At 61.6% G+C, this 18,780-nt stretch carries 19 protein-coding genes and 1 pseudogene; 9 read left to right on the plus strand and 11 right to left on the minus strand.

All coding sequences use genetic code 11. From position 1 onward, the window contains the following. The first annotated feature begins 1 nt into the window (after position 1). The 4 genes from CO666_RS04705 to CO666_RS04720 all read left to right on the plus strand — a co-directional run bounded on the left by CO666_RS04705 (position 2) and on the right by CO666_RS04720 (position 3,529). Entirely contained in the window at positions 2 to 1,003 is a 1,002-nt protein-coding gene (locus CO666_RS04705) for an ABC transporter ATP-binding protein (RefSeq protein WP_097610960.1), read from the plus strand. Further along, positions 996 to 1,982 carry an ABC transporter ATP-binding protein gene (locus CO666_RS04710; protein ID WP_097610961.1) on the plus strand — a complete coding sequence of 329 codons (987 nt, stop codon included), beginning with the start codon at positions 996 to 998 and terminating at the stop codon, positions 1,980 to 1,982. Before CO666_RS04705 ends, CO666_RS04710 begins: the two co-directional genes overlap by 8 nt. 111 nt (positions 1,983 to 2,093) lie before the next feature. Further along, on the plus strand, positions 2,094 to 2,435 hold the full coding sequence (locus CO666_RS04715) for a hypothetical protein (RefSeq protein ID WP_097611036.1): 342 nt from the start codon (positions 2,094 to 2,096) through the stop codon (positions 2,433 to 2,435). A gap of 170 nt (positions 2,436 to 2,605) precedes the next feature. Further along, positions 2,606 to 3,529, plus strand: coding sequence for a sugar kinase (locus CO666_RS04720; RefSeq protein ID WP_097610962.1), 924 nt, complete (start codon positions 2,606 to 2,608; stop codon positions 3,527 to 3,529). A gap of 81 nt (positions 3,530 to 3,610) precedes the next feature. Here CO666_RS04720 and gstI read toward each other — a convergent pair whose 3' ends face one another. Beyond that, positions 3,611 to 3,802 carry a glutamine synthetase translation inhibitor GstI gene (gene gstI / locus CO666_RS04725; RefSeq protein WP_010068489.1) on the minus strand — a complete coding sequence of 64 codons (192 nt, stop codon included), beginning with the start codon at positions 3,800 to 3,802 and terminating at the stop codon, positions 3,611 to 3,613. 162 nt (positions 3,803 to 3,964) lie between these two features. Continuing rightward, positions 3,965 to 4,180: a hypothetical protein gene (locus CO666_RS33520; protein ID WP_143540242.1), complete on the minus strand. Its 216-nt coding sequence runs from the start codon at positions 4,178 to 4,180 to the stop codon at positions 3,965 to 3,967. A gap of 53 nt (positions 4,181 to 4,233) precedes the next feature. Here CO666_RS33520 and CO666_RS04730 point away from each other — a divergent pair, with 53 nt between their 5' ends. Both CO666_RS04730 and CO666_RS04735 read left to right on the plus strand, forming a co-directional pair. Further along, complete coding sequence (locus CO666_RS04730; protein WP_085737990.1) at positions 4,234 to 5,274, plus strand: glutamine synthetase beta-grasp domain-containing protein; 1,041 nt, start codon at positions 4,234 to 4,236, stop codon at positions 5,272 to 5,274. A gap of 237 nt (positions 5,275 to 5,511) precedes the next feature. After that, positions 5,512 to 6,693, plus strand: a complete 1,182-nt coding sequence (locus CO666_RS04735; protein ID WP_097610963.1) for a glycosyltransferase family 4 protein — start codon at positions 5,512 to 5,514, stop codon at positions 6,691 to 6,693. Here CO666_RS04735 and CO666_RS04740 read toward each other — a convergent pair whose 3' ends face one another. Then, positions 6,694 to 7,713 (minus strand): alpha/beta hydrolase, encoded by a 1,020-nt coding sequence (locus CO666_RS04740; RefSeq protein WP_097610964.1) that lies wholly within the window; start codon positions 7,711 to 7,713, stop codon positions 6,694 to 6,696. A 160-nt stretch (positions 7,714 to 7,873) separates the two neighbouring features. Between CO666_RS04740 and CO666_RS04745 the strand changes: the two genes are divergently transcribed. After that, positions 7,874 to 8,311, plus strand: a complete 438-nt coding sequence (locus tag CO666_RS04745) for a MarR family winged helix-turn-helix transcriptional regulator (RefSeq protein WP_097610965.1) — start codon at positions 7,874 to 7,876, stop codon at positions 8,309 to 8,311. A 233-nt stretch (positions 8,312 to 8,544) separates the two neighbouring features. On the opposite strand, the gene der is transcribed toward CO666_RS04745, so the two are convergent. The 3 genes from der to CO666_RS04760 all read right to left on the minus strand — a co-directional run bounded on the left by der (position 8,545) and on the right by CO666_RS04760 (position 11,455). Continuing rightward, positions 8,545 to 9,969, minus strand: a complete 1,425-nt coding sequence (der, locus tag CO666_RS04750; RefSeq protein ID WP_097610966.1) for a ribosome biogenesis GTPase Der — start codon at positions 9,967 to 9,969, stop codon at positions 8,545 to 8,547. Positions 9,970 to 9,984: 15 nt separating this feature from the next. Then, positions 9,985 to 10,668, minus strand: coding sequence for a tetratricopeptide repeat protein (locus CO666_RS04755; RefSeq protein ID WP_097610967.1), 684 nt, complete (start codon positions 10,666 to 10,668; stop codon positions 9,985 to 9,987). A 193-nt stretch (positions 10,669 to 10,861) separates the two neighbouring features. Beyond that, entirely contained in the window at positions 10,862 to 11,455 is a 594-nt protein-coding gene (locus CO666_RS04760) for an NnrU family protein (protein ID WP_097610968.1), read from the minus strand. Positions 11,456 to 11,576: 121 nt separating this feature from the next. Between CO666_RS04760 and CO666_RS04765 the strand changes: the two genes are divergently transcribed. Continuing rightward, positions 11,577 to 12,566: a polysaccharide deacetylase family protein gene (locus CO666_RS04765; RefSeq protein WP_097610969.1), complete on the plus strand. Its 990-nt coding sequence runs from the start codon at positions 11,577 to 11,579 to the stop codon at positions 12,564 to 12,566. A 195-nt stretch (positions 12,567 to 12,761) separates the two neighbouring features. On the opposite strand, the gene sbmA is transcribed toward CO666_RS04765, so the two are convergent. Together sbmA and CO666_RS04775 are read right to left on the minus strand one after the other, a co-directional pair. Then, a complete protein-coding gene (gene sbmA, locus CO666_RS04770; protein WP_097610970.1) occupies positions 12,762 to 14,027 on the minus strand; it encodes a peptide antibiotic transporter SbmA in 1,266 nt (421 codons plus the stop codon). Positions 14,028 to 14,150: 123 nt separating this feature from the next. Next, positions 14,151 to 15,335, minus strand: coding sequence for an MFS transporter (locus CO666_RS04775; RefSeq protein WP_097611037.1), 1,185 nt, complete (start codon positions 15,333 to 15,335; stop codon positions 14,151 to 14,153). 75 nt (positions 15,336 to 15,410) lie between these two features. Between CO666_RS04775 and CO666_RS34455 the strand changes: the two are divergent. Next, positions 15,411 to 15,554 (plus strand): annotated as a pseudogene (locus CO666_RS34455) (PadR family transcriptional regulator); the annotation flags it as partial. Positions 15,555 to 15,810: 256 nt separating this feature from the next. On the opposite strand, the gene map reads toward CO666_RS34455, so the two are convergent. The 3 genes from map to CO666_RS04800 form a co-directional block, all read right to left on the minus strand. Beyond that, complete coding sequence (gene map, locus CO666_RS04785) at positions 15,811 to 16,569, minus strand: type I methionyl aminopeptidase (protein ID WP_097610971.1); 759 nt, start codon at positions 16,567 to 16,569, stop codon at positions 15,811 to 15,813. 45 nt (positions 16,570 to 16,614) lie between these two features. Beyond that, positions 16,615 to 17,670, minus strand: a complete 1,056-nt coding sequence (locus tag CO666_RS04790; RefSeq protein ID WP_097611038.1) for an LLM class flavin-dependent oxidoreductase — start codon at positions 17,668 to 17,670, stop codon at positions 16,615 to 16,617. A gap of 579 nt (positions 17,671 to 18,249) precedes the next feature. Then, a complete protein-coding gene (locus CO666_RS04800) occupies positions 18,250 to 18,717 on the minus strand; it encodes an SRPBCC family protein (RefSeq protein ID WP_097610972.1) in 468 nt (155 codons plus the stop codon). Positions 18,718 to 18,780 lie beyond the last annotated feature (63 nt).

The following is an 18,780-nucleotide window of genomic DNA, read 5'->3' on the forward strand; positions in this document are numbered from 1 at the left end:
AATGCCTCAAGAAAAAGACATCCTCCTCGAACTCGAGGATTACTCGATCACCTTCGCAACGCCCGACGGCGAGGTGAAGGCGGTCTCCAACATGAACCTCACCGTCCGGCGCGGCGAGCGCATCGCCATCGTCGGCGAGTCCGGCTCCGGCAAGAGCCAAACCTTCCTCGGCATTATGGGCCTACTTGCCAAGAACGGCAGGACGACAGGACAGGCGCTGCTTGAACGCAAGGACGTGCTGTCGCTGAAGCCGCGTGAGCTCGATCAGATCCGCGGCAAAGACATGGCCATGGTCTTCCAGGACCCGATGACCGCCTTGAATCCGTCGCTGAAGATTTCCCGGCAACTGACGGAACAGTTGGAGGTTCACCGCGGCCTGACGGCGCGCGCCGCCTCCGACGCCGCCCTCGACATGCTGAAGCGCGTCGGCATCCCCGACCCGACGCGGCGCTTCCATCTCTATCCGCACGAACTCTCCGGCGGCATGCGCCAGCGCATCGTCATCGCCATGGCCCTGCTCACCAAGCCGAAGCTCCTGATCGCCGACGAACCGACGACCGCCCTCGATGTCACCATTCAGGCGCAGATTCTCGATCTCTTCAACGATCTGACGGCGGAGATGAACACGGCGCTGATCATGATCACCCACGATCTCGGTGTGGTCGCCGGCCTCGCCGACCGCGTCGCCGTCATGTATGCCGGCCGCATCGTCGAGGAAGCCCCTGTCGACGAGCTCTTCGACAATCCGGCCCATCCCTATACGGCGGCGCTGCATGCCTCGATCCCGCGCCCGGACCAGGATGTCGACGATCTCGTCGTCATTCCCGGCCGGCCGCCGAACCTGCAGCATCTGCCGAAGGGCTGCAATTTCTCGCCGCGCTGTTCCCAGGTCCAGGACGATTGCATCGACCGTCCACCGCCGCTCGAAACCCTGGCGCCGCGCCACTGCGCCGCCTGTTATCACCCCTTCCCGCGTCGTGAGGAGCTGCTGAACCATGGCTGACCGATCGCTTTTGAGGGTCGAGAACCTGACGACCCAGTTCGAACTGCCGGCAAAGGGCTTGTTCAAGCCGCCGGTCTTTCTCACCGCGGTCAACAATGTCAGCTTCGATCTCGCCGAAGGCCGCACACTCGGCATCGTCGGCGAATCCGGCTGCGGCAAATCCACGCTCGGCCGCTCCATCCTGCGCCTCCTGAAATCGCAGAAGGGCCGCATCCTCTGGCAGGGCCGCAATCTTCTCGACCTCTCGGAAGAGGAAATGCGCGCCGCCCGCCGCGACATGCAGATCATCTTCCAGGATCCGATTGCCTCGCTCGACCCGCGCATGACGGTGGGCGACATCATCGCCGAGCCGCTCACCGTCTTCGAGCCGAAGCTTTCGAAGGCCGCGCGCACCGAGCGCGTGCGCGAGATCATGAGCGCCGTCGGCCTGGTGCCGGAGATGATCAACCGCTATCCGCACGAATTCTCCGGCGGTCAGGCGCAACGCATCGGTATTGCCCGCGCCGTCGTCACCAAGCCGAAGCTCATCGTCTGCGACGAACCGGTCTCGGCCCTCGATGTCTCGATCCAGGGCCAGGTGATCACGCTTCTGCGCAAGCTGCGCAAGGAATTCGGCCTGACGCTGATCTTCATCAGCCACGACCTCTCCGTCGTGCGGCTGATCTCCGACGATGTGCTGGTGCTGTATCTGGGTCGCGTAGTGGAGGCAGGCGACTGCGCCACCGTCTTCGATCACCCCGCCCATCCCTACACACAGGCGCTCTTTTCCGCAGCCCCGATCCAGGATCCGAAGCTCGCACGCCTGCGCACCCGCATCCGCCTGCAGGGCGATCCACCCTCGCCACTCAATCCGCCGAAAGGCTGCGTCTTCTCCCCCCGCTGCTGGAAGGCGACCGATATCTGTCGCACCGAAATGCCGCCGACCGAGGAGGTCCGTCCCGGCCAGAAGGCGGCCTGCTATCATATGGACAGGCCCTGACCAGAACCCGGAAGCGGACCTATTTTGGGGTATAAAACCTCTGATAAGAAAGATTTATCCGAGGGTATGCTAACCCTTACCGGCCTGATCATGGGCCTGGGGAACGCATATATGAAATCAAAACTATCCGGATTGATCGCGGTTGCAGCCGCGATTATCGCGGCCTCCGCCGTGCCGTCATACGCCGAAGATCTCAAGTTCCAGCTTACCAACGGAACCAATTCCGTGCTGACCCGCTTCTACAGCTCGCCGGCAGGTGTCGACAGCTGGGAGCAAGACGTCTTCGGCGAGGATGTTCTCAATCCGGGCGAAAGCGCGAACATCACCATCGCCGATGGCCGCACCGTCTGCAAATACGACATGCGCTTCGAATTCGACGAAGATTCGGATCTCGACACCACCGAAGACACGCAGGATCTTTGCCAGCTCGGCAGCTACACCATCCACGAATAAGCAACCTTCTCCAAAGCCCGCCTTCGCTTCGTCCGCGAAGCGGGCTTTTCATTTCGCGTTACATCGGCGCTTGTCACCCCGCCCGGCTCCGCGTATCAGCGGATGAAGCGTCAATTCAAAGCGATAGAGCGTCCTGTTGATCAGCGGCGCTCCGATGCCCGGAGGATCAGGTGAGCGCAAGACGGTTTCTATCGATCGGTGAATGCATGGTCGAACTCTCGCAGGCCGGCGACGGCCTGCTGCGCAAGGGGTTTGCCGGCGATACCTTCAACACCGCCTGGTACGCCCGTGCCTGCCTTGCCGCCGACTGGTCGGTCGATTATTTCACTGCGCTTGGCGACGACGCCATGTCGGATGAGATGGTGGCCTTTATCGACAAGGCAGGCATCGGCACGAGCCACATCCGCCGCATCAGGGGCAAGACGCCCGGCCTTTATATGATCAGCCTGAAGAACGGCGAGCGCTCGTTCAGCTACTGGCGCGACAATTCGGCCGCCCGCAGCCTCGCCGCCGATCCTGACCACCTGCGCGAGGCGGTCGAGAGCGCCGACGTCGTCTATTTCTCCGGTATCACCCTTGCCATTCTTCCGCAGGAAGACGCAGCGACGCTGCTGGCCGAAGCCCGCCGTGCCAAGGCGGCCGGCAAGCTCGTGGCGTTTGATCCCAACATCCGTCCCCGCCTCTGGGCGAGCTACGACGTGATGCACGCGACGATCAGCGAAGGCGCCCGCTCCTCCGTACTCGTCATGCCGAGCTTCGACGACGAGGCCGCCCATTTCGGTGATGCCTCGATCGAGGCGACGATCCAGCGCTACCGTGCACTCGGAGCCGTCGACATTGTTGTCAAGAACGGCGCGGACGGCGTCCGACTGAACTTCTCCGGCGATGAAACCTTCGTTCCGGCCAAAAAGGTGGAGAAGGTGATCGATACGACAAGCGCCGGCGACAGTTTCAACGGCGCCTTCCTCGCACACTATCTTGAAACCGGACAAGCAACCGCCGCCGCCGGCTTTGCCGCGGGCGTTGCAGCCCGCGTCGTCAGTGAACACGGCGCATTGGTGGCCAAGGAAAAACTTGGAATGAGCGGCGGCTGAGACCGCGCATGGCGACAGTCCGATTGCGCGCAAAGGTCTCTCGCCGGTCGACATTTCGCCGCGGTTGAGGGTATTGAAAAATCAGGACTTCGTCGGCCGATCCGGTCCGCGAACCGCCTCGTCATGATACCAGCAGCTATCGAGCGCCGCATCGCACACCTCAGCGGCCTCGCGTTCCATCAGCCGGGCGCGTTCGAACCGGTTGGCGGCCCGCGTCGGCTTGACGGGAAACTGGTAGATCGTTGCGGATTCACGATGGAAACCGGTGGGCATGAGATCGCCTCCATTCAGCTCTCGCATCAACATTCAGCACCGAAACCATAGCACAATGCACATAGTTTATGCAAATTGCACAAATTATATGCATAGCTATAGTTGTGATTGATCGATATGCTGGCTACGTGAGAAGCGTCCGCCTATTTGTTCAACACTTCATCACTTAGGGCTAACGCCCAAATTTTCATCCGGTTCCAAAGCGGAAAATCTTCTTTCTTCTTGATGAATCAGCCCTCGGCCGTGCCAAAGGCCGTTATCAAAAGATAGAAAAACACCGGTGCCGACCGGCTGATTCGGGTTTTTCCTTAACCGGGCATCAAACTGGCACGCTACATGCATTAACAGGTGCATCCCCTGGCGGTCGGATGCGTGCATGCGCCGAGATCGTCTCCGGATTTGCTCACCTTCGTAGCATTGAGAGAGTCACGATGACAAAATTTAAGCTCGAGTATATTTGGCTCGATGGTTACACTCCGGTCCCGAACCTGCGCGGCAAGACGCAGATCAAGGAATTCGACGCATTCCCGACGCTGGAACAGCTTCCGCTCTGGGGCTTTGACGGCTCCTCGACACAGCAGGCCGAAGGCCGTAGCTCCGATTGCGTGCTGAAGCCCGTCGCCATCTATCCCGACCCGGCCCGCACCAACGGCGCGCTCGTCATGTGCGAAGTCATGATGCCCGATGGCGTCACGCCGCACGCATCCAATGCTCGCGCCACCATCCTCGACGACGAAGATGCCTGGTTCGGCTTCGAGCAGGAATATTTCTTCTACCAGAACGGCCGTCCGCTCGGCTTCCCCGAGCAGGGCTATCCGGCTCCGCAGGGCCCCTACTACACCGGCGTCGGCTATTCGAACGTTGGCGACGTCGCCCGCGAAATCGTCGAAGAACATCTCGATCTCTGCCTCGCTGCCGGCATCAACCACGAAGGCATCAATGCCGAAGTGGCCAAGGGCCAGTGGGAATTCCAGATTTTCGGCAAGGGCTCCAAGAAGGCCGCCGACCAGATCTGGATGGCACGCTACCTGCTGCAGCGCCTGACCGAAAAATACGGCATCGACATCGAGTATCACTGCAAGCCGCTCGGCGACACCGACTGGAACGGTTCGGGCATGCACTGCAACTTCTCGACCAAGTACATGCGCGAAGTCGGCGGCAAGGCCTATTTCGAAGCGCTGATGGCGCAGTTCGAAAAGAACCTGATGGACCACATCAACGTCTACGGTCCTGACAACGACAAGCGCCTGACCGGCAAGCATGAAACGGCTCCGTGGAACAAGTTCTCCTACGGCGTTGCCGACCGCGGCGCTTCGATCCGCGTCCCGCACTCCTTCGTCAAGAACGACTACAAGGGCTATCTGGAAGATCGCCGCCCGAACTCGCAGGGCTGCCCCTACCAGATCGCTTCGCAGGTCCTGAAGACGATCTCGGAAGTTCCGCTCGCCGGTTCCGCTTCCGCTGCCGCCTAACCTCCCAAGCGGCGCCGGTCCTCGACCGGCGCCGTCATTCTTTCTGCCTGAAAACATCATCGGCCGCTGACATATTCGCGGCGATCGAACCGCTAAATGCCTGAAAACATTGGCAAGCGGCTGTAATATTTCCATCATGGTCATGCCTCAAAATAGGCAAGCGGGAATCGCCGTTCCGGAACCCCGCTTTGGGGTTGAGCGTTGACAGATCACTGCAACGCGGATGGAAATCACAACATGCTGCAACGTCCGGCAAACACTTACAGCGGCGAGAGCTGGGCCAATGCCGCAGCCGCCGGAAATCTGCCGGAACGGCTGGTCATCGTCACCGATGCCTGGCATCCGCAGGTCAATGGCGTGGTGCGTTCGATCGAGAACACCAATCGCGAACTGGCCAAGATGGGCGTTGCGGTTTCGATGGTGACGCCGGAGCGCTTCAACAGCATCCCCTGCCCGACCTATCCCGAGATCCGCCTGTCGATCGCCAGTTATCGCCGCATCGCCCGCGAGATCGCAAAGCACAATCCCTCCTACGTGCATATCGCCACCGAAGGGCCGCTCGGGCTGACCGCCCGCCGCTGGTGCCTGAAGAACCGCATGCCATTTTCGACGAGCTACCACACCCGCTTCCCGGAATATGTCGCGGCCCGCCTGCCGATCCCGAAGAGCTGGCTCTATTCATTCGTCCGCTGGTTCCACAATGGCGGCGCCGGCTGCATGGTGGCGACACCGAGCCTTGCGCGCGAACTGTCGGAAAAAGGCATCCGCAATCTCATGCCCTGGAGCCGCGGCATCGACGCCACGCAATTCAGGCCGATGGCGCTTGAGGAAAAGCCCTTCGGCCTGCCGCGCCCGATCTTCATGACCGTCGGTCGCGTGGCACTGGAAAAGAACCTGCCGGCCTTCCTCGATCTCGATCTGCCGGGCTCGAAGGTCGTCGTCGGCGACGGGCCGGCCCGCGCCGAGCTCGAAAAGCAATATCCTGATGTTTTCTTCGCCGGCGTGAAATTCGGCGAGGAGTTGGCACAAGCCTATGCCCAGGCCGACGTCTTCGTCTTTCCCTCGCTCACCGACACTTTCGGCAACACCATCCTCGAAGCGCTGGCCTCGGGCGTACCGGTCGCTGCCTATCCGGTAACCGGCCCGCTCGACATCATCGGCGAGGACAGCGAGGTCGGTGCGCTGGACATGGACCTGCGCGCCGCCTGTCTTGCCGCGCTTTCCGCTTCGCGGGAGAAGGCGCATGCGCTCGCCATGCAATATTCCTGGGAAGCGGCGACGCTGCAGTTCATCAACAACATCCGCGCCGCCAACGGCGTCATCACGCCGAAATGGAAGAAAGCCTGGCAATTTGCCAAGTCGCTTCCAAGAAGCCGAAAGCCCGGCGAAACCGCCGGGCCTCTCCCTTCCGGAGACTGATCAATCCTTCTTGTGCAGGGCGCTGTGCAGCGTGTCGTTGGCGACTGCAATTGCGCTGCGGACGGCAGGCGTTTCGGTAATCGCATTCAGCAGCACGAAGTCGTGGATCGTACCGTTGTAGCGGATCGAGGTGACCTTGACGCCGGCCTGGCTGAGTTTGCGGCCATAGGCTTCGCCCTCGTCGCGCAGCACGTCGTTTTCATCGGTGATGATAAGCGCCGGCGGCAGGCCGTTGAGTTGATCGAGCGATGCCTGCAGCGGCGAAGCCGTCGGCTCCTTGCGCTTGGCTTCGTCGGGCAGGTAAGCGTCCCAGAACCATTTCATCGCCTCCTTCGTCAGCCACGGACCATCGGCGAACTGGTTATAGGAACCATTGTCGAAACTGGCGTCGGTGACGGGGTAGAACAGCACCTGCTGGTCGATGGCAGGACGGCCGCGTTCCTTGGCAAGCAGCGTCACGACGGCCGCCATATTGCCGCCGACGCTGTCGCCTGCCACCGCGAGCCTGCCGGCATCGACATTGAATTCCTTGGCATGCTCGGCGACATATTTGGTCGCGGCATAGGCCTGCTCGATGGCGACGGGATAACGGGCTTCCGGCGAGCGTTCGTAATCGACGAAGACGACGGCGGCATTAGCACCGTTGGCGATTTCGCGCACCAGCCGGTCATGCGTATCGGCATCACCCAGCACCCAGCCGCCGCCGTGGAAATAGAGAATGACCGGCAGCGTGCCCTTGGCATGTTCCGGGCGGACGATGCGCAGCTTGATGCTATCCGTCGGGCCTGCCTTGATGACCTTGTTCTCTTCCTGCGCGGCAAGCTTCTTCACGTCGCCCTTCTGCGCGCCGGCCAGCACATTGCGGGCATCGGCCGGCGACAGCGTATAGATCGGCTTGCCGCCGGCAAGACTGTCGATGAACTTCTGCGTGGTCGGTTCCAGTACCGGATCGGCCAGCGCGCCGACGGCGGAAGCTGCCAGGAGTGCTGCTGCGGAAACTGCAGTCTTGATGGTCGACATTGTCTCGTCCTCTCGGTTTCGGTGTCCTTCGTGAACACGACATTTATATCGCGCACGATTATTTATTGGACAATTCAAATTTCGGTATGTCTGCCATGCATAAAAATCGCTTCCAATTATTTATTGCGCGATATAAATTCGATCAGTTCTGGAGATGACCATGCAGGATCAGCTGAAGCTCGACGATTTCATCTGCTTCGCCGTCTACACGGCAAGCCACGCTCTCAACCGCGTCTACAAGCCGCTTCTCGACACGCTCGGCCTCACCTATCCGCAATATCTCGCCATGGTCGCGCTGTGGAGCGAGGACGGCCAGACCGTCGGCGGCCTCGGCGAAAAGCTCTTCCTGGAATCGAGCACGCTGACGCCGTTGCTGAAACGCCTGGAAAGTGCCGGTTATATCAGGCGCGAGCGCAGCAAGGACGACGAGCGCGTCGTCGTGCTTCGGCTGACGGAGGAAGGCAAGCGTCTGAAGGAAAAAGCACTCGCCATCCCCGGCTGCATCGCCGCCGCCAGCGGCCGCGATGCAGTCGACCTCACCCGGCTGCAGAGCGAGATCGTGGCGTTGCGCGAGGCGCTGAATAGAAGTGCGGCTTAGATTGCCATAGCTATCACAGCGCCTGTGATACCCCCCTCTGCCCTGCCGGGCATCTCGCCCACAGGTGGGGAGATCGGCTGGGCCCGATGGTTTCCCCCAAACAACTGGCCATCACATGAACCGCAAATTTAGGGCGAGGCATGGCTTCTTGCCGATCTCCCCCTTGTGGGAGATGCCCGGCAGGACAGAGGGGGGTGCCAAGCGCAGCGACGCCAGCCATCGTCTCTAAACTCTTACGTCCGTCTCTTCTTGCCTTCGAACGGATTCTCGGCCGAGCGGAAATGGATACGGATCGGCACGCTCGGCATATCGAAATCGGCGCGCAGCCCATTGATCAGATAGCGCGTATAGGATTCCGGCAGCGCATCCGACCGTGTACACGAAATCATAAACGCCGGCGGCCGAGCCTTGACCTGCGTCATATATTTCAGCTTGATCCGGCGGCCGGAAACAGCCGGTGGCGGATGCTGGATCTGCTGCGTCTCCAGCCAGCGATTGAGCCGCGCCGTCGAGATGCGCTTGTTCCAGACCCTATCCGTGTCGATGATCGACTGCATCAACTTATCAAGCCCCCAGCCGGTCTGGCCGGAGATCGGCACGGCGCGGATGCCACGCGCCTGCGGCAGCAGCCGGTCGGTCTTTTCGCGCAGATCCGCAAGCACCGCCTGCCGGTCTTCGATCATGTCCCACTTGTTGAACGCCAGAACGGCCGCGCGGCCCTCGCGCAATACCAGATCGACGATCTGCAGATCTTGCTTCTCGAAAGGGATCGTCGCGTCGAAGACGATGACGACGGTTTCAGCGAAGCGGATGGCGCGCAGCGCATCGGCGACGGAAAGCTTCTCCAGCTTCTCGGTCACCCGCGCCTTGCGGCGCATGCCTGCGGTGTCGAACATCTTGATGGTGCGGCCGCGCCAGTCCCATTCGACCGAGATGGAATCACGGGTAATGCCTGCCTCCGGCCCGGTCAAAAGCCGGTCCTCGCCGAGGAAGCGGTTGATCAGCGTCGACTTGCCGGCATTCGGACGGCCGACGATCGCCACCCGGAGCGGCTTGGTGTCGTCATAAACGGGCTCTTCGTCTTCGTCCTCACCCTCGTCGCCCGCGCTATGGAGAATATCGACGTCCGTGACGGCAACGTCCTCCTTGGCATAGGCCCGGTCCTTGCCGATCGCCTCGACGATCGCATCGCGCAGATCGAGCATGCCTTGCCCATGTTCGGCCGAGATCGGCGTCGGTTCGCCGAGGCCGAGCGTATAGGCGTCGTAAAAACCGCTGTCGGAGCCCCGCGCTTCGGATTTGTTGGCGACCAGTACCACCGGCTTGCCGCGTCGGCGCAGCATTTCCGCAAGCGCCGTATCGACCGGCGTCAGCCCGTTCTTGGCGTCGACGACGAAGAGCGAAAGATCGGCCTCATCGATTGCCGCTTCCGTCTGGGCGCGCATGCGGCCCTGCAGGCTTTCCTCGTCGGCCTCTTCCAGGCCGGCCGTGTCGATGATCGTGAAGGTCAAGCCCATCAGCCGCGCGTCGCCCGGCCGGCGGTCGCGGGTCACGCCGGGCGTGTCGTCGACAAGCGCCAGCTTCTTTCCCACAAGCCGGTTGAAAAGCGTCGATTTACCGACATTCGGACGACCGACGATCGCGACCGTGAAACTCATTCTTTTTCCTTAAGCTTAACCCTGCGCGGCGGGCGCCTTGCCGGATGCGGTAATGAGATCAAGCATCATATGGGCACGATTGCCAACATTGCGCGGGCTGTCGGTATCGTCGACGATCGACTGGAACCATTGCCGCGCCTGCGTCATGTTGCCGGCCTTATAGGAAGCAAGGCCGAGCGCTTCGCGCGCCGAATGGCGGAAGGCATTGCCGGGCACGGCCATTTCCTCGATCGCCGCCGAAACCTGCTCGTAGGAGCCGTTTTCGATCAGCAGCCAGCCGGCGCGCATCTTGGCGGCATCGCGCACGGCAGCCGGAACGCCATTGTCCTTGCCGATCTCGTTGAAGGCGGCGACCGCAGCAGCCGCATCGCCCTTCTGCGCCTGGACGGTCGCGGCCCGCATACGCGCCAGCACCGGATAGGCGCCATGGCCTTCCTTCTCCAGCTTGTCGAGCGCGGCCAGCGCCTCGTCGTTCTTGTTCTCGTCGGCAAGCTTCATCGCCGCCAGGAACTGGTCGCCGGCGCTGGAGGAGCGGTTGTCGTCCCAATATTCATAGAGAACCTTGGCGGCGGTGCCGACGACGATCAGGATGGCGACGACGATGATATAGCGGCCGAAACGGCGCCAGACGCCCTTCATCTGGTCGGACCGCAATTCCTCATTGACTTCACGGATGAAGCTGTCGTCGTTGAATGCCATTCTCGTCTCCGGCCGCGGAAATACTCACACTATGCATAATGCATATTGTCGGGCCTTCTACCCCATTTTGCCGCCGTTGTAAGGGGGATGTGAAAGATTAGAGCGCCGCGCGTCCGACAGGACGCGCTAAGGACGCTCTAACACTTTGAATCCGCGCATAATCCTTTCCGAAAATCGGAATCGATTTTCGGGCTTATGCGCTGGTCATGACGAGCGGCGAAACCCCGATCAACCATTCGTGCAGCTTCCAGATGATCAGCGCCCAGACCACGATGCCGATGAAGGCGGCATAGAGGTCGTATTTGGCCGAGACGAAGGGCCGGAGCGTGATTTCGCCGGCCCGCTCACGGCGCTTGAGCGAAATGCGCAGGATCACGCCCCAGGCGAGAAAGGCTGCAAACAGCAGGACCGACGACGTCTCGCCATTGGCGAGCAGATGCGCCAGCGCCCAGATCTTCACCGACAGCACCATCGGATGTTTGGTCTTCGTCGCGATATGCCCCGCCGGCAGCAGCGAGGCGACGAGACAGATCATCGCGATCAGCATCAGCGTAATGGCGATATGCGCCATCCAGACCGGCGGATTGTAAAGCATGCCGGTCACCTGCCCGGCCTGGCCGAAACCGTAGATCAGCAGGATCAGCGTGAGGATGCTGGCAACCGAATAGCCGGCCCGCCAGCCATTTTCGCCCAGCCTTGCGATCATCGAGCGACGAAAGCCCGGAGCCACCACCCGCACCAGATGCACGCCGAGAAAAAGTACGATGCCGACGATAAGCAATGTCATTGCGGATCCCTTCCGTGCCGTTTGTCATGGCTTAGCGGCTGGCGGGAAAAAATGCCAGCAAGACCGCAGCTTCGCCGCAATTCTATTGGAGGGAAACCGCGAACAAATTGTCGCGGTGCCCATGTCTCGTCTTCTTCTCGCCACCTATCTGGCTGCCTCGTTCGTTCTTCCTGCGGTGGCGGAGGCGGCCGACCGGCCGAAACAGCTCGTCATCATCTCTTTCGACGGCGCCCACGACAATGCGCTCTGGCTGAAGAGCCGCGAAATGGCGGCGAAGAACGGCGCCCACTTCACCTATTTCCTCTCCTGCACCTTCCTGATGAACGAGGCGGCGAAAAAGGCCTACCAGGCACCGCATCAGAAACGCGGAAAATCCAATGTCGGCTTTGCCCAGAGCGACGACGAGATCCGCGAGCGCCTCGGCAATATCTGGCATGCCCATCTCGAAGGCCACGACATATCGAGCCATGCCTGCGGCCATTTTGACGGCCGCCAGTGGAGCGAGGCCGACTGGTCGGCCGAATACGCGACCTTTCGCACGACCCTGAAAAATGCGTGGAAAAGCGTCGGCCTCGAGGAGCCGGCCGGCTGGCAGGACCTGGTCGATCACGGCATCAAGGGCTTTCGCGCCCCCTACCTCTCCGCGACGGCCGGCGCCGATATGATCACCGCCGAAAAGAAGGCGGGCTTCAGCTATGATGCGAGCCTCGTCACCAAAGGCCCGGCCATGCCTGTCGAGGAAGACGGCATGATCCGCTTCGGCCTGCCGTTGATCCCCGAAGGCCCGAACGAAAAACCGATCATCGGCATGGACTACAACCTCTTCGTCCGCCATTCCAAGGGCGAGGAAGATTCGGCAGACAGCGCTGCCTTCGAGCAGCGCGCCTATTCAGCCTTCAAAGAGGCTTTCGACAAGCAATATGCCGGCAGCAGAATTCCCCTGCAACTCGGCTTCCACTTCGTCGAAATGAACGGCGGCGCCTACTGGCGCGCTCTCGACCGCCTGGTCGGCGACGTCTGCCACCGCACCGACGTCGCCTGCGTCAGCTATTCGGAAGCGATCCCGATGATCGAAGCGCGCGGAAAACTGGAGCGGGCGTCGGGGCTCTGATAAGTTATCTTAGGATGAGGCGTGGTGCCGTGCAGCCCCCTCATCCGACCCTGCGGGCCACCTTCTCCCCGCTGGGGAGAAGGGGAAACGAGACGTCTCCGCAAGTCTCTTCTCCCCATCGGGGAGAAGGTGCCGGCAGGCGGATGAGGGGGCCGCAAACGCCAACCTTCCGATCGCTGCGAAATCCCCCACTCATCAACCGTCGGCGTGCACCACACCTGCCTCACGCTCCAGATAACGCTGGTCGATATCCGGCAGCGGCTCGTCGTCGATTGCCGCTTCGAAGGCCTTGAGACGTTTGTGGATCGAGAGCAGCTCAATGATCGTCGTCCAGGAATTGACAAGGTACTGGAACGAGTTGCTGACCTGGCCGAAGGCGGTCGAGATCTGCTGGAAGATACCGTAAGTGATCGTGCCCGCCACGATCGTCGGCACCAGCATGAAGACCACGAAGAGCGCGTCGGCCTGGATATAGAAATAGCGGGCGACGTTGAAATACATGTAGTGGAAATACATGCGGTAATAATTGCGGCGGACGTTGCCGAAGAGTTCCGTAACTGTCAGCGGATGAGCCCGTTCTGCATGGTCCTCGCCATAGACCAGTTCCTTGCGATAGGCCGCTTCCACGCGCTGATTGCGGAAGTTCAGCCCCGGCAGCTTGACGCCTGCAACCGCCAGCAGGAGCGTGCCGAACGCAGACCAGAACAGCGCCAGCCAGAAGAGCGAATTCGCCACCGGCCCGATGAACGGCAGTTCCGTTACATAATGCGACAGCGCCAGAAGGATCGGAAGGAATACCACGAGCGTCATCACCGAGTTGATGAGGCTGATGCCAAGGCCTTCGAGCGTGCTTGAAAAGCGCATCGTGTCTTCCTGAACGCGCTGTGAGGCGCCTTCGATGTGACGCAGCTTTTCCCACTTCGACATGTAGAAATTGTTCATCGCCGTGCGCCAGCGGAAGATGTAGTGACTGGTGAAGAAGTCGGTCATGATCGACACGAACATGCTGAGGAACGCGATCTGACAGAAGACCCACATCAGGCTGTAAAAATTGTCGACGGAAATGCCCGGCTGCTTCGACAATGCGTTCTGCAGGAGGTCACCGAACGGCCGGCGCCAGTTGTTGATCACGACACTGATCTGGACGCCGAAATAGGTCACGAAAATGATCAGCGCCGAACCCCAGATCGACCACAGCTTCCAGGGATGGTTCCGCGCTATCAGATGCCATGCGCCGCAGAAGACCAGCGCCGACAGAAAAAAATAGCTGTAGAACCAGACATTTTCCGGTAGCAGGAAGAATGAGAGATCGATCGGCTGCTGTTCCTCGGCAACCGGCGCATAACCGAGCGATGCACCGAGACCAGCGGCGACGAGATACCATCCGGCAATGGAAATCAGGGTCCAAACGACGAGCGAAGTAAAGAACGCCTTCGGCTGTGGAAAAAAAGAATGAAACACGGGGGGCTTTGCTTTCCTGAACTGTGAGTCTCGGGAGTGTCGTGACACTGATTTTGCCGGAAACTAAGGCAGTTCGAAGGAAGCAGCAATGGGTTCGGGTGATTGTTACGCAGATGTAACCGGTTAGGCGATTTTCCTGATGACCGGCATCACGAGCGCTGCGCAGACAAGAAGGGCGGCGGCGGCAATCACCGTCGGGCCGGTGAAGCTGCCGGTGTGCTCGGCGATCCAGCCGGCGACGATCGGCCCGACGATCTGGCCGACGCCGAAGGCGGCGGTCATCATGGCGAGAATCCGCCGCGGGCTCTGCGGGGAAAGCTTGCGGCCGATCTGCAGGCCGTAAGCGGTGATCGCCAGAAAAGTTGCCCCGAACAGCGCCCCGCCGATCAGCGGCGCGACGGAAGGCGGCAGTGCAACGGTCGCGAGTACGCCGGCGGCCTCGACCAAAAGGGCCGCGACATAGACGCCGCCGAGCCCGAGCGGCCTGACCAGCGGCTTCCAGGCAAACAGCGCCACCGCCGCCGTCAGGCCGGCGATGAACCAGCAGAGGAATTCGACGAAGGGGCCGGTTGCGGAAAGGCGCGCGATGGTGACGAGGAAGGTCGCGGTGATGACGTAGCCGAAGCCGAACAGGCCATAGGACAGCGTCAGCAGCATCATCGGCCGGTTCCAGACCAGCGCCGGCTCCTTGCCCGCCTGTGCCGATTGCGCCGGGGCCGACGGCAGCAGCAGGAAGACGACGACGAGGCTTATCGCGCAATAGAGTGCGCCGCCGATCCAGTCGGCTCGCCAACCGCCCTGCCCATCATGAAAGCCGAGGCCGATCAGAAACACCATGACCGAGGACAGCGCAATCCCCGCCCCCGGCCCGCCGAAATGCGCCGCCTGCACATGGTCGTTGCCGGCGGCTGCCCCATGGCTGAGCACGATCGACGAGGTGAAGACCATCGCAAAGGCGCTGGCGAGGCCAGCCAGGAAACGGATGATTGCAAAGATCGCGACGGAGTTGGTGGCCGCCATGGCGGCAAGCAGGATTGCGGTGGCAAACAGTGCCAGCAGCGCCACCAGCCGCTCGCGCCCCGCCGCCCATCCATATGCGGCAAGCACGGCGCCGACGAGGTAACCGAGGAAATTCGCCGAGGCGATGAAACCGGCGTCCGCAGCCGAAAGCGGCACGCCGCTCATCATGCCGGGCAGGATCGGCGTGTAGGAGAAACGCCCGAACCCCATGGCGGCGGCCATGGCGACGGCGCCGGCAGCAGCAGTGGCAACGAGGTTCGGCGGGGATCGAGGCAGACGGGAAAGCATGCAGCGCTTATCGCGCCGCAGCGCGAACACGACAAACGAGTATTTCTGATCGATCGATCAATTTCCTGAAACATCATCCGCGCCGCCCGCATGCTGCTGCGCTCGGCCCTGCACATGCCTTATCCCTGGTCGAAACCCGAAGCCGCCCGCATCGCCGGTATCCTCGAACGCGCCGCTACGGAAATACTGCAGGGCGGTAGGCTGGAAACACGAAGGTGAGGACGGCTCGTGCCGACCTACGGCGCGCTCGAGGATACGATGCCGGCCCCCAAGAGAGCCTCATCCTGAGGTGCCCCGCAGGGGCCTCGAAGGACGAGGCGGGCGCGCCGACATTGAATGATGCAAGAAGCGGCGTTGCGGCGTGCTTCGAGGCTCCGCCCTGTGGGCTGCGCACCTCTGCATGAGGTGCGTTGGAGAGTGCCGCACTCAGGAAGAAGCTCTCCGGCCGAGCCACGAGAACGCGGTGAGCTGAACCCTACCCTCGCCCATCCGGCAGCGTCAAAATTACCGGCCCATTCCGCGTCGCGACCACCGTGTGTTCATATTGAACGGTCGGCGCCTGCGGATCGGCATAGAGCGTCCAGGCATCGTCGCCGCCTTCGGCCCAGGTCGCGCCAAGCGACAGGAAGGGCTCGACCGTGAAGACGAGTCCGTCCGTCATGATGCGTTTTTCCGAAGGGTCCGGCCAGGTCGAAAGCTCGGCCGGCTCCTCGTGCAGTGAGCGGCCGACGCCATGGCTCGCCAGATTGGCGACGAGCGTATAGCGGTTCTTCTGCGCAAAGGCGCCGACGGCGGTGCCGATTTTTGCCAGCGGCTCGCCTGACTTCACCTGATTGAGCCCGACCCAGAGCGCCCGTTTGCCGTCGCGGCAGAGCCGGTCGATCTTCGGCTTGACCGGCGGCATCGCGAAGGAGGCGCCGGTATCGGCGAAGAAACCGTCCTTCTCGGCCGAGACGTCGATATTGATCAGATCACCCGCTCGGATGACGCGCGGGCCGGGAATGCCGTGGGCGATTTCCTCGTTGATGCTGATGCAGGTCGCGCCCGGAAATTGGTAGCAGAACTCCGGCGCCGAGCGTGCGCCTGAATCCTCCAGTACCTTGCGGCCGATCTGATCGAGCTCCAGCGTCGTCATGCCGGGCTCCATCGCCGCCGCCATCACCTGGATGGCGTTGGCGCAGATGCGGCCGATTTCCTTGAGCTTTACCAGTTCGTCGTCGTTTGCGATAACCATTCGTCTGTCCCGGCCGTGCGCAGGGCGGCCGCGGCCACCTCAGGCTCAGGCTTTCGCCCCTTCGCTCTTTTCAGTCAATGCCTTTCTGACGATCGGCGCGACTTTCGTCCCGTACAGCTCGATGCCGCGCATGATCTGATCATGCGGCATCAGGCCGATCGCCATCTGCAGCAGGAAACGGTCGTTCTTGAACAGCGCGTGATGGGCGATGATCTTTTCGGCGACCGCCTCGGGATCGCCGACAAAGAGCGCCCCGTTCGGCCCGCGCGACATGTCGAAATGCGCCCGGTTGGTCGGTCCCCAGCCGCGCTCGCGGCCGATGCGGTTCATCACCTCGGCCTGCGGCCCGTAGAATTGTTCAGCCGCCTTTTCCGTCGTGTCGGCGATGAAACCGTGAACGTTGATGCTGGTCTTCAGTTTCGCCTGGTCCTGCCCTGCCCGGCGCGCCGCCTCGCGGTAGAGATCAAAGAGCGGCGCGAAACGGCGCGGCTCGCCGCCGATGATCGCCAGCGCCACCGGCAGTCCGAGCGCGCCGGCGCGCGCCACCGACTGCGGCGTGCCGCCGACGGCGATCCAGAGCGGCAGTGGGTCCTGCAGCGGCCGCGGATAAACGCCGCGCCCGTTGATCGCCGCACGAAGCTCACCGCTCCAGTCGACCGTCTCGCTGTCACGCAGCGCCAGCAGCAGATCGAGCTTCTCCTCGAAAAGCTGGTCGTAATCTTCGAGATTGTAACCGAACAGCGGGAAGGACTCGATGAAGGAGCCGCGCCCCGCCATGATCTCGGCCCGGCCGTTGGAGATCAGATCGAGGGTCGAAAACTGCTGAAAGACGCGCACCGGATCGTCGGAGGAAAGCACGGTGACGGCACTCGTCAGCCGGATGCTCTTCGTTTTGACAGCCGCCGCTGCCAGCGCCACCGCCGGTGCGGAGGCCGCATAATCCGGCCGATGATGTTCGCCGAGCCCGAAGACGTCGAGTCCCACCTGATCGGCAAGCTCAATCTCCTCGATCAGATGCTTCAGCCGCTCTGCCCCTTCCGCTCCCTTGCTGCGGGAGGGATTGGGATTGACGTCCGCGAAGGTATAAAGCCCCAGTTCCATTGTCGGCATCCCGTTGAACTCGACCCGCAGATAAGGATCGCCAACAGCGAACGCAAATACAAACTCTGGAACGGAATGTTCGAGAATCTTGATGGCGGGATGTCTTTGAAGGTCGATCGGCACCTTCAGCCACAGCTGCCGAGCAAACACTACGATGGCAAAGAGTCCCCTGCGCCATGGACATGGCGCTGCTGGATTCCTGTGACGAGCACAGGAACCAGGCGGAGAGGGCATGCCGTGGCCACCCCCCTCTGCCCTGCCGGGCATCTCCCCCACAAGGGTGGAGATTGGCTGGGCGTGATGGCTTCCTCAAACAACTACCGCTCACGTATTTCGATACAGCAGAGACGGATGGATGATCCAACCACTTGCCGATCTCCACCCTTGTGGGGGAGATGCCCGGCAGGGCAGAGGGGGGTGTCACACGGCACACCAGAGCCGCGACCGAAGCACGAATCCCAGCCGCCAATTCGAATCCGAATCAACGACTTGGAAGCATTGGCGGAATCGTCTTCCAAGTCACCTCACATCGCACTTGAAGCATGAGGACGGCGCAGCCTTCACCACGCCGCCCGCCACTCACATCGTCGCCAGCAGGTCCGCCAGCTGGTCCGCAGCCTTGCCCCAGCCTTCATGGAAGCCCATCTTCTCGTGCGCTTCCTTGTCCTCGGTGCGCCAGTGCAGCGCCTTGGCGGTGTATCTCGTCCTGCCGTTGCCGAGTTCTTCGAACAGGATGACGCCCGTGAAGAAAGGTTTTTCGGCCGGCACCCAGGCGCTGGTATAGGCATCGGTGAAGACGATCTTCTCGTTCTCGATGATTTCGAGATAGACGCCGCGGTTCGGATACCGATTGCCCTCGAGATCCTGCATCACGATCACATTGGCGCCGCCAGGCCGGACGTCGAGCGTTGCTTCCGCCACACTCCAAGGGCGCGGCACGAACCACTGCTTCAGCAGTTCCGGATCGGTCCATGCCCTGTAGATCTTCTCGCGCGGGGCGTCGAATTCGCGAACGAGGACGAGTTCATGCTGCGTGCTGGCGGTCATTTCAACATCTCTCCGTTTGAATGGAACCTGTTTCGTATCAGGTTGTTACAAAGACGTATCGAC

The organism is Rhizobium chutanense, from assembly GCF_002531935.1.
Classification (GTDB): Bacteria; Pseudomonadota; Alphaproteobacteria; order Rhizobiales; family Rhizobiaceae; genus Rhizobium; species Rhizobium chutanense.

Bases quoted from the DNA above. Each gene is read 5' to 3' on its own strand.
- CO666_RS04765 (WP_097610969.1), top strand. From the start codon at position 11,577: ATGTCTCGTCTTCTTCTCGCCACCTATCTGGCTGCCTCGTTCGTTCTT.
- CO666_RS33520 (WP_143540242.1), bottom strand. From the start codon at position 4,180: ATGCACGCATCCGACCGCCAGGGGATGCACCTGTTAATGCATGTAGCG.
- CO666_RS04730 (WP_085737990.1), top strand. From the start codon at position 4,234: ATGACAAAATTTAAGCTCGAGTATATTTGGCTCGATGGTTACACTCCG.
- CO666_RS04790 (WP_097611038.1), bottom strand. From the start codon at position 17,670: ATGGAACTGGGGCTTTATACCTTCGCGGACGTCAATCCCAATCCCTCC.
- CO666_RS04745 (WP_097610965.1), top strand. From the start codon at position 7,874: ATGCAGGATCAGCTGAAGCTCGACGATTTCATCTGCTTCGCCGTCTAC.
- map (WP_097610971.1), bottom strand. From the start codon at position 16,569: ATGGTTATCGCAAACGACGACGAACTGGTAAAGCTCAAGGAAATCGGC.
- CO666_RS04705 (WP_097610960.1), top strand. From the start codon at position 2: ATGCCTCAAGAAAAAGACATCCTCCTCGAACTCGAGGATTACTCGATC.
- CO666_RS04715 (WP_097611036.1), top strand. From the start codon at position 2,094: ATGAAATCAAAACTATCCGGATTGATCGCGGTTGCAGCCGCGATTATC.
- CO666_RS04710 (WP_097610961.1), top strand. From the start codon at position 996: ATGGCTGACCGATCGCTTTTGAGGGTCGAGAACCTGACGACCCAGTTC.
- CO666_RS04760 (WP_097610968.1), bottom strand. From the start codon at position 11,455: ATGACATTGCTTATCGTCGGCATCGTACTTTTTCTCGGCGTGCATCTG.
- CO666_RS04755 (WP_097610967.1), bottom strand. From the start codon at position 10,668: ATGGCATTCAACGACGACAGCTTCATCCGTGAAGTCAATGAGGAATTG.
- der (WP_097610966.1), bottom strand. From the start codon at position 9,969: ATGAGTTTCACGGTCGCGATCGTCGGTCGTCCGAATGTCGGTAAATCG.
- gstI (WP_010068489.1), bottom strand. From the start codon at position 3,802: ATGCCCACCGGTTTCCATCGTGAATCCGCAACGATCTACCAGTTTCCC.
- CO666_RS04740 (WP_097610964.1), bottom strand. From the start codon at position 7,713: ATGTCGACCATCAAGACTGCAGTTTCCGCAGCAGCACTCCTGGCAGCT.
- CO666_RS04735 (WP_097610963.1), top strand. From the start codon at position 5,512: ATGCTGCAACGTCCGGCAAACACTTACAGCGGCGAGAGCTGGGCCAAT.
- CO666_RS04800 (WP_097610972.1), bottom strand. From the start codon at position 18,717: ATGACCGCCAGCACGCAGCATGAACTCGTCCTCGTTCGCGAATTCGAC.
- CO666_RS04775 (WP_097611037.1), bottom strand. From the start codon at position 15,335: ATGCTTTCCCGTCTGCCTCGATCCCCGCCGAACCTCGTTGCCACTGCT.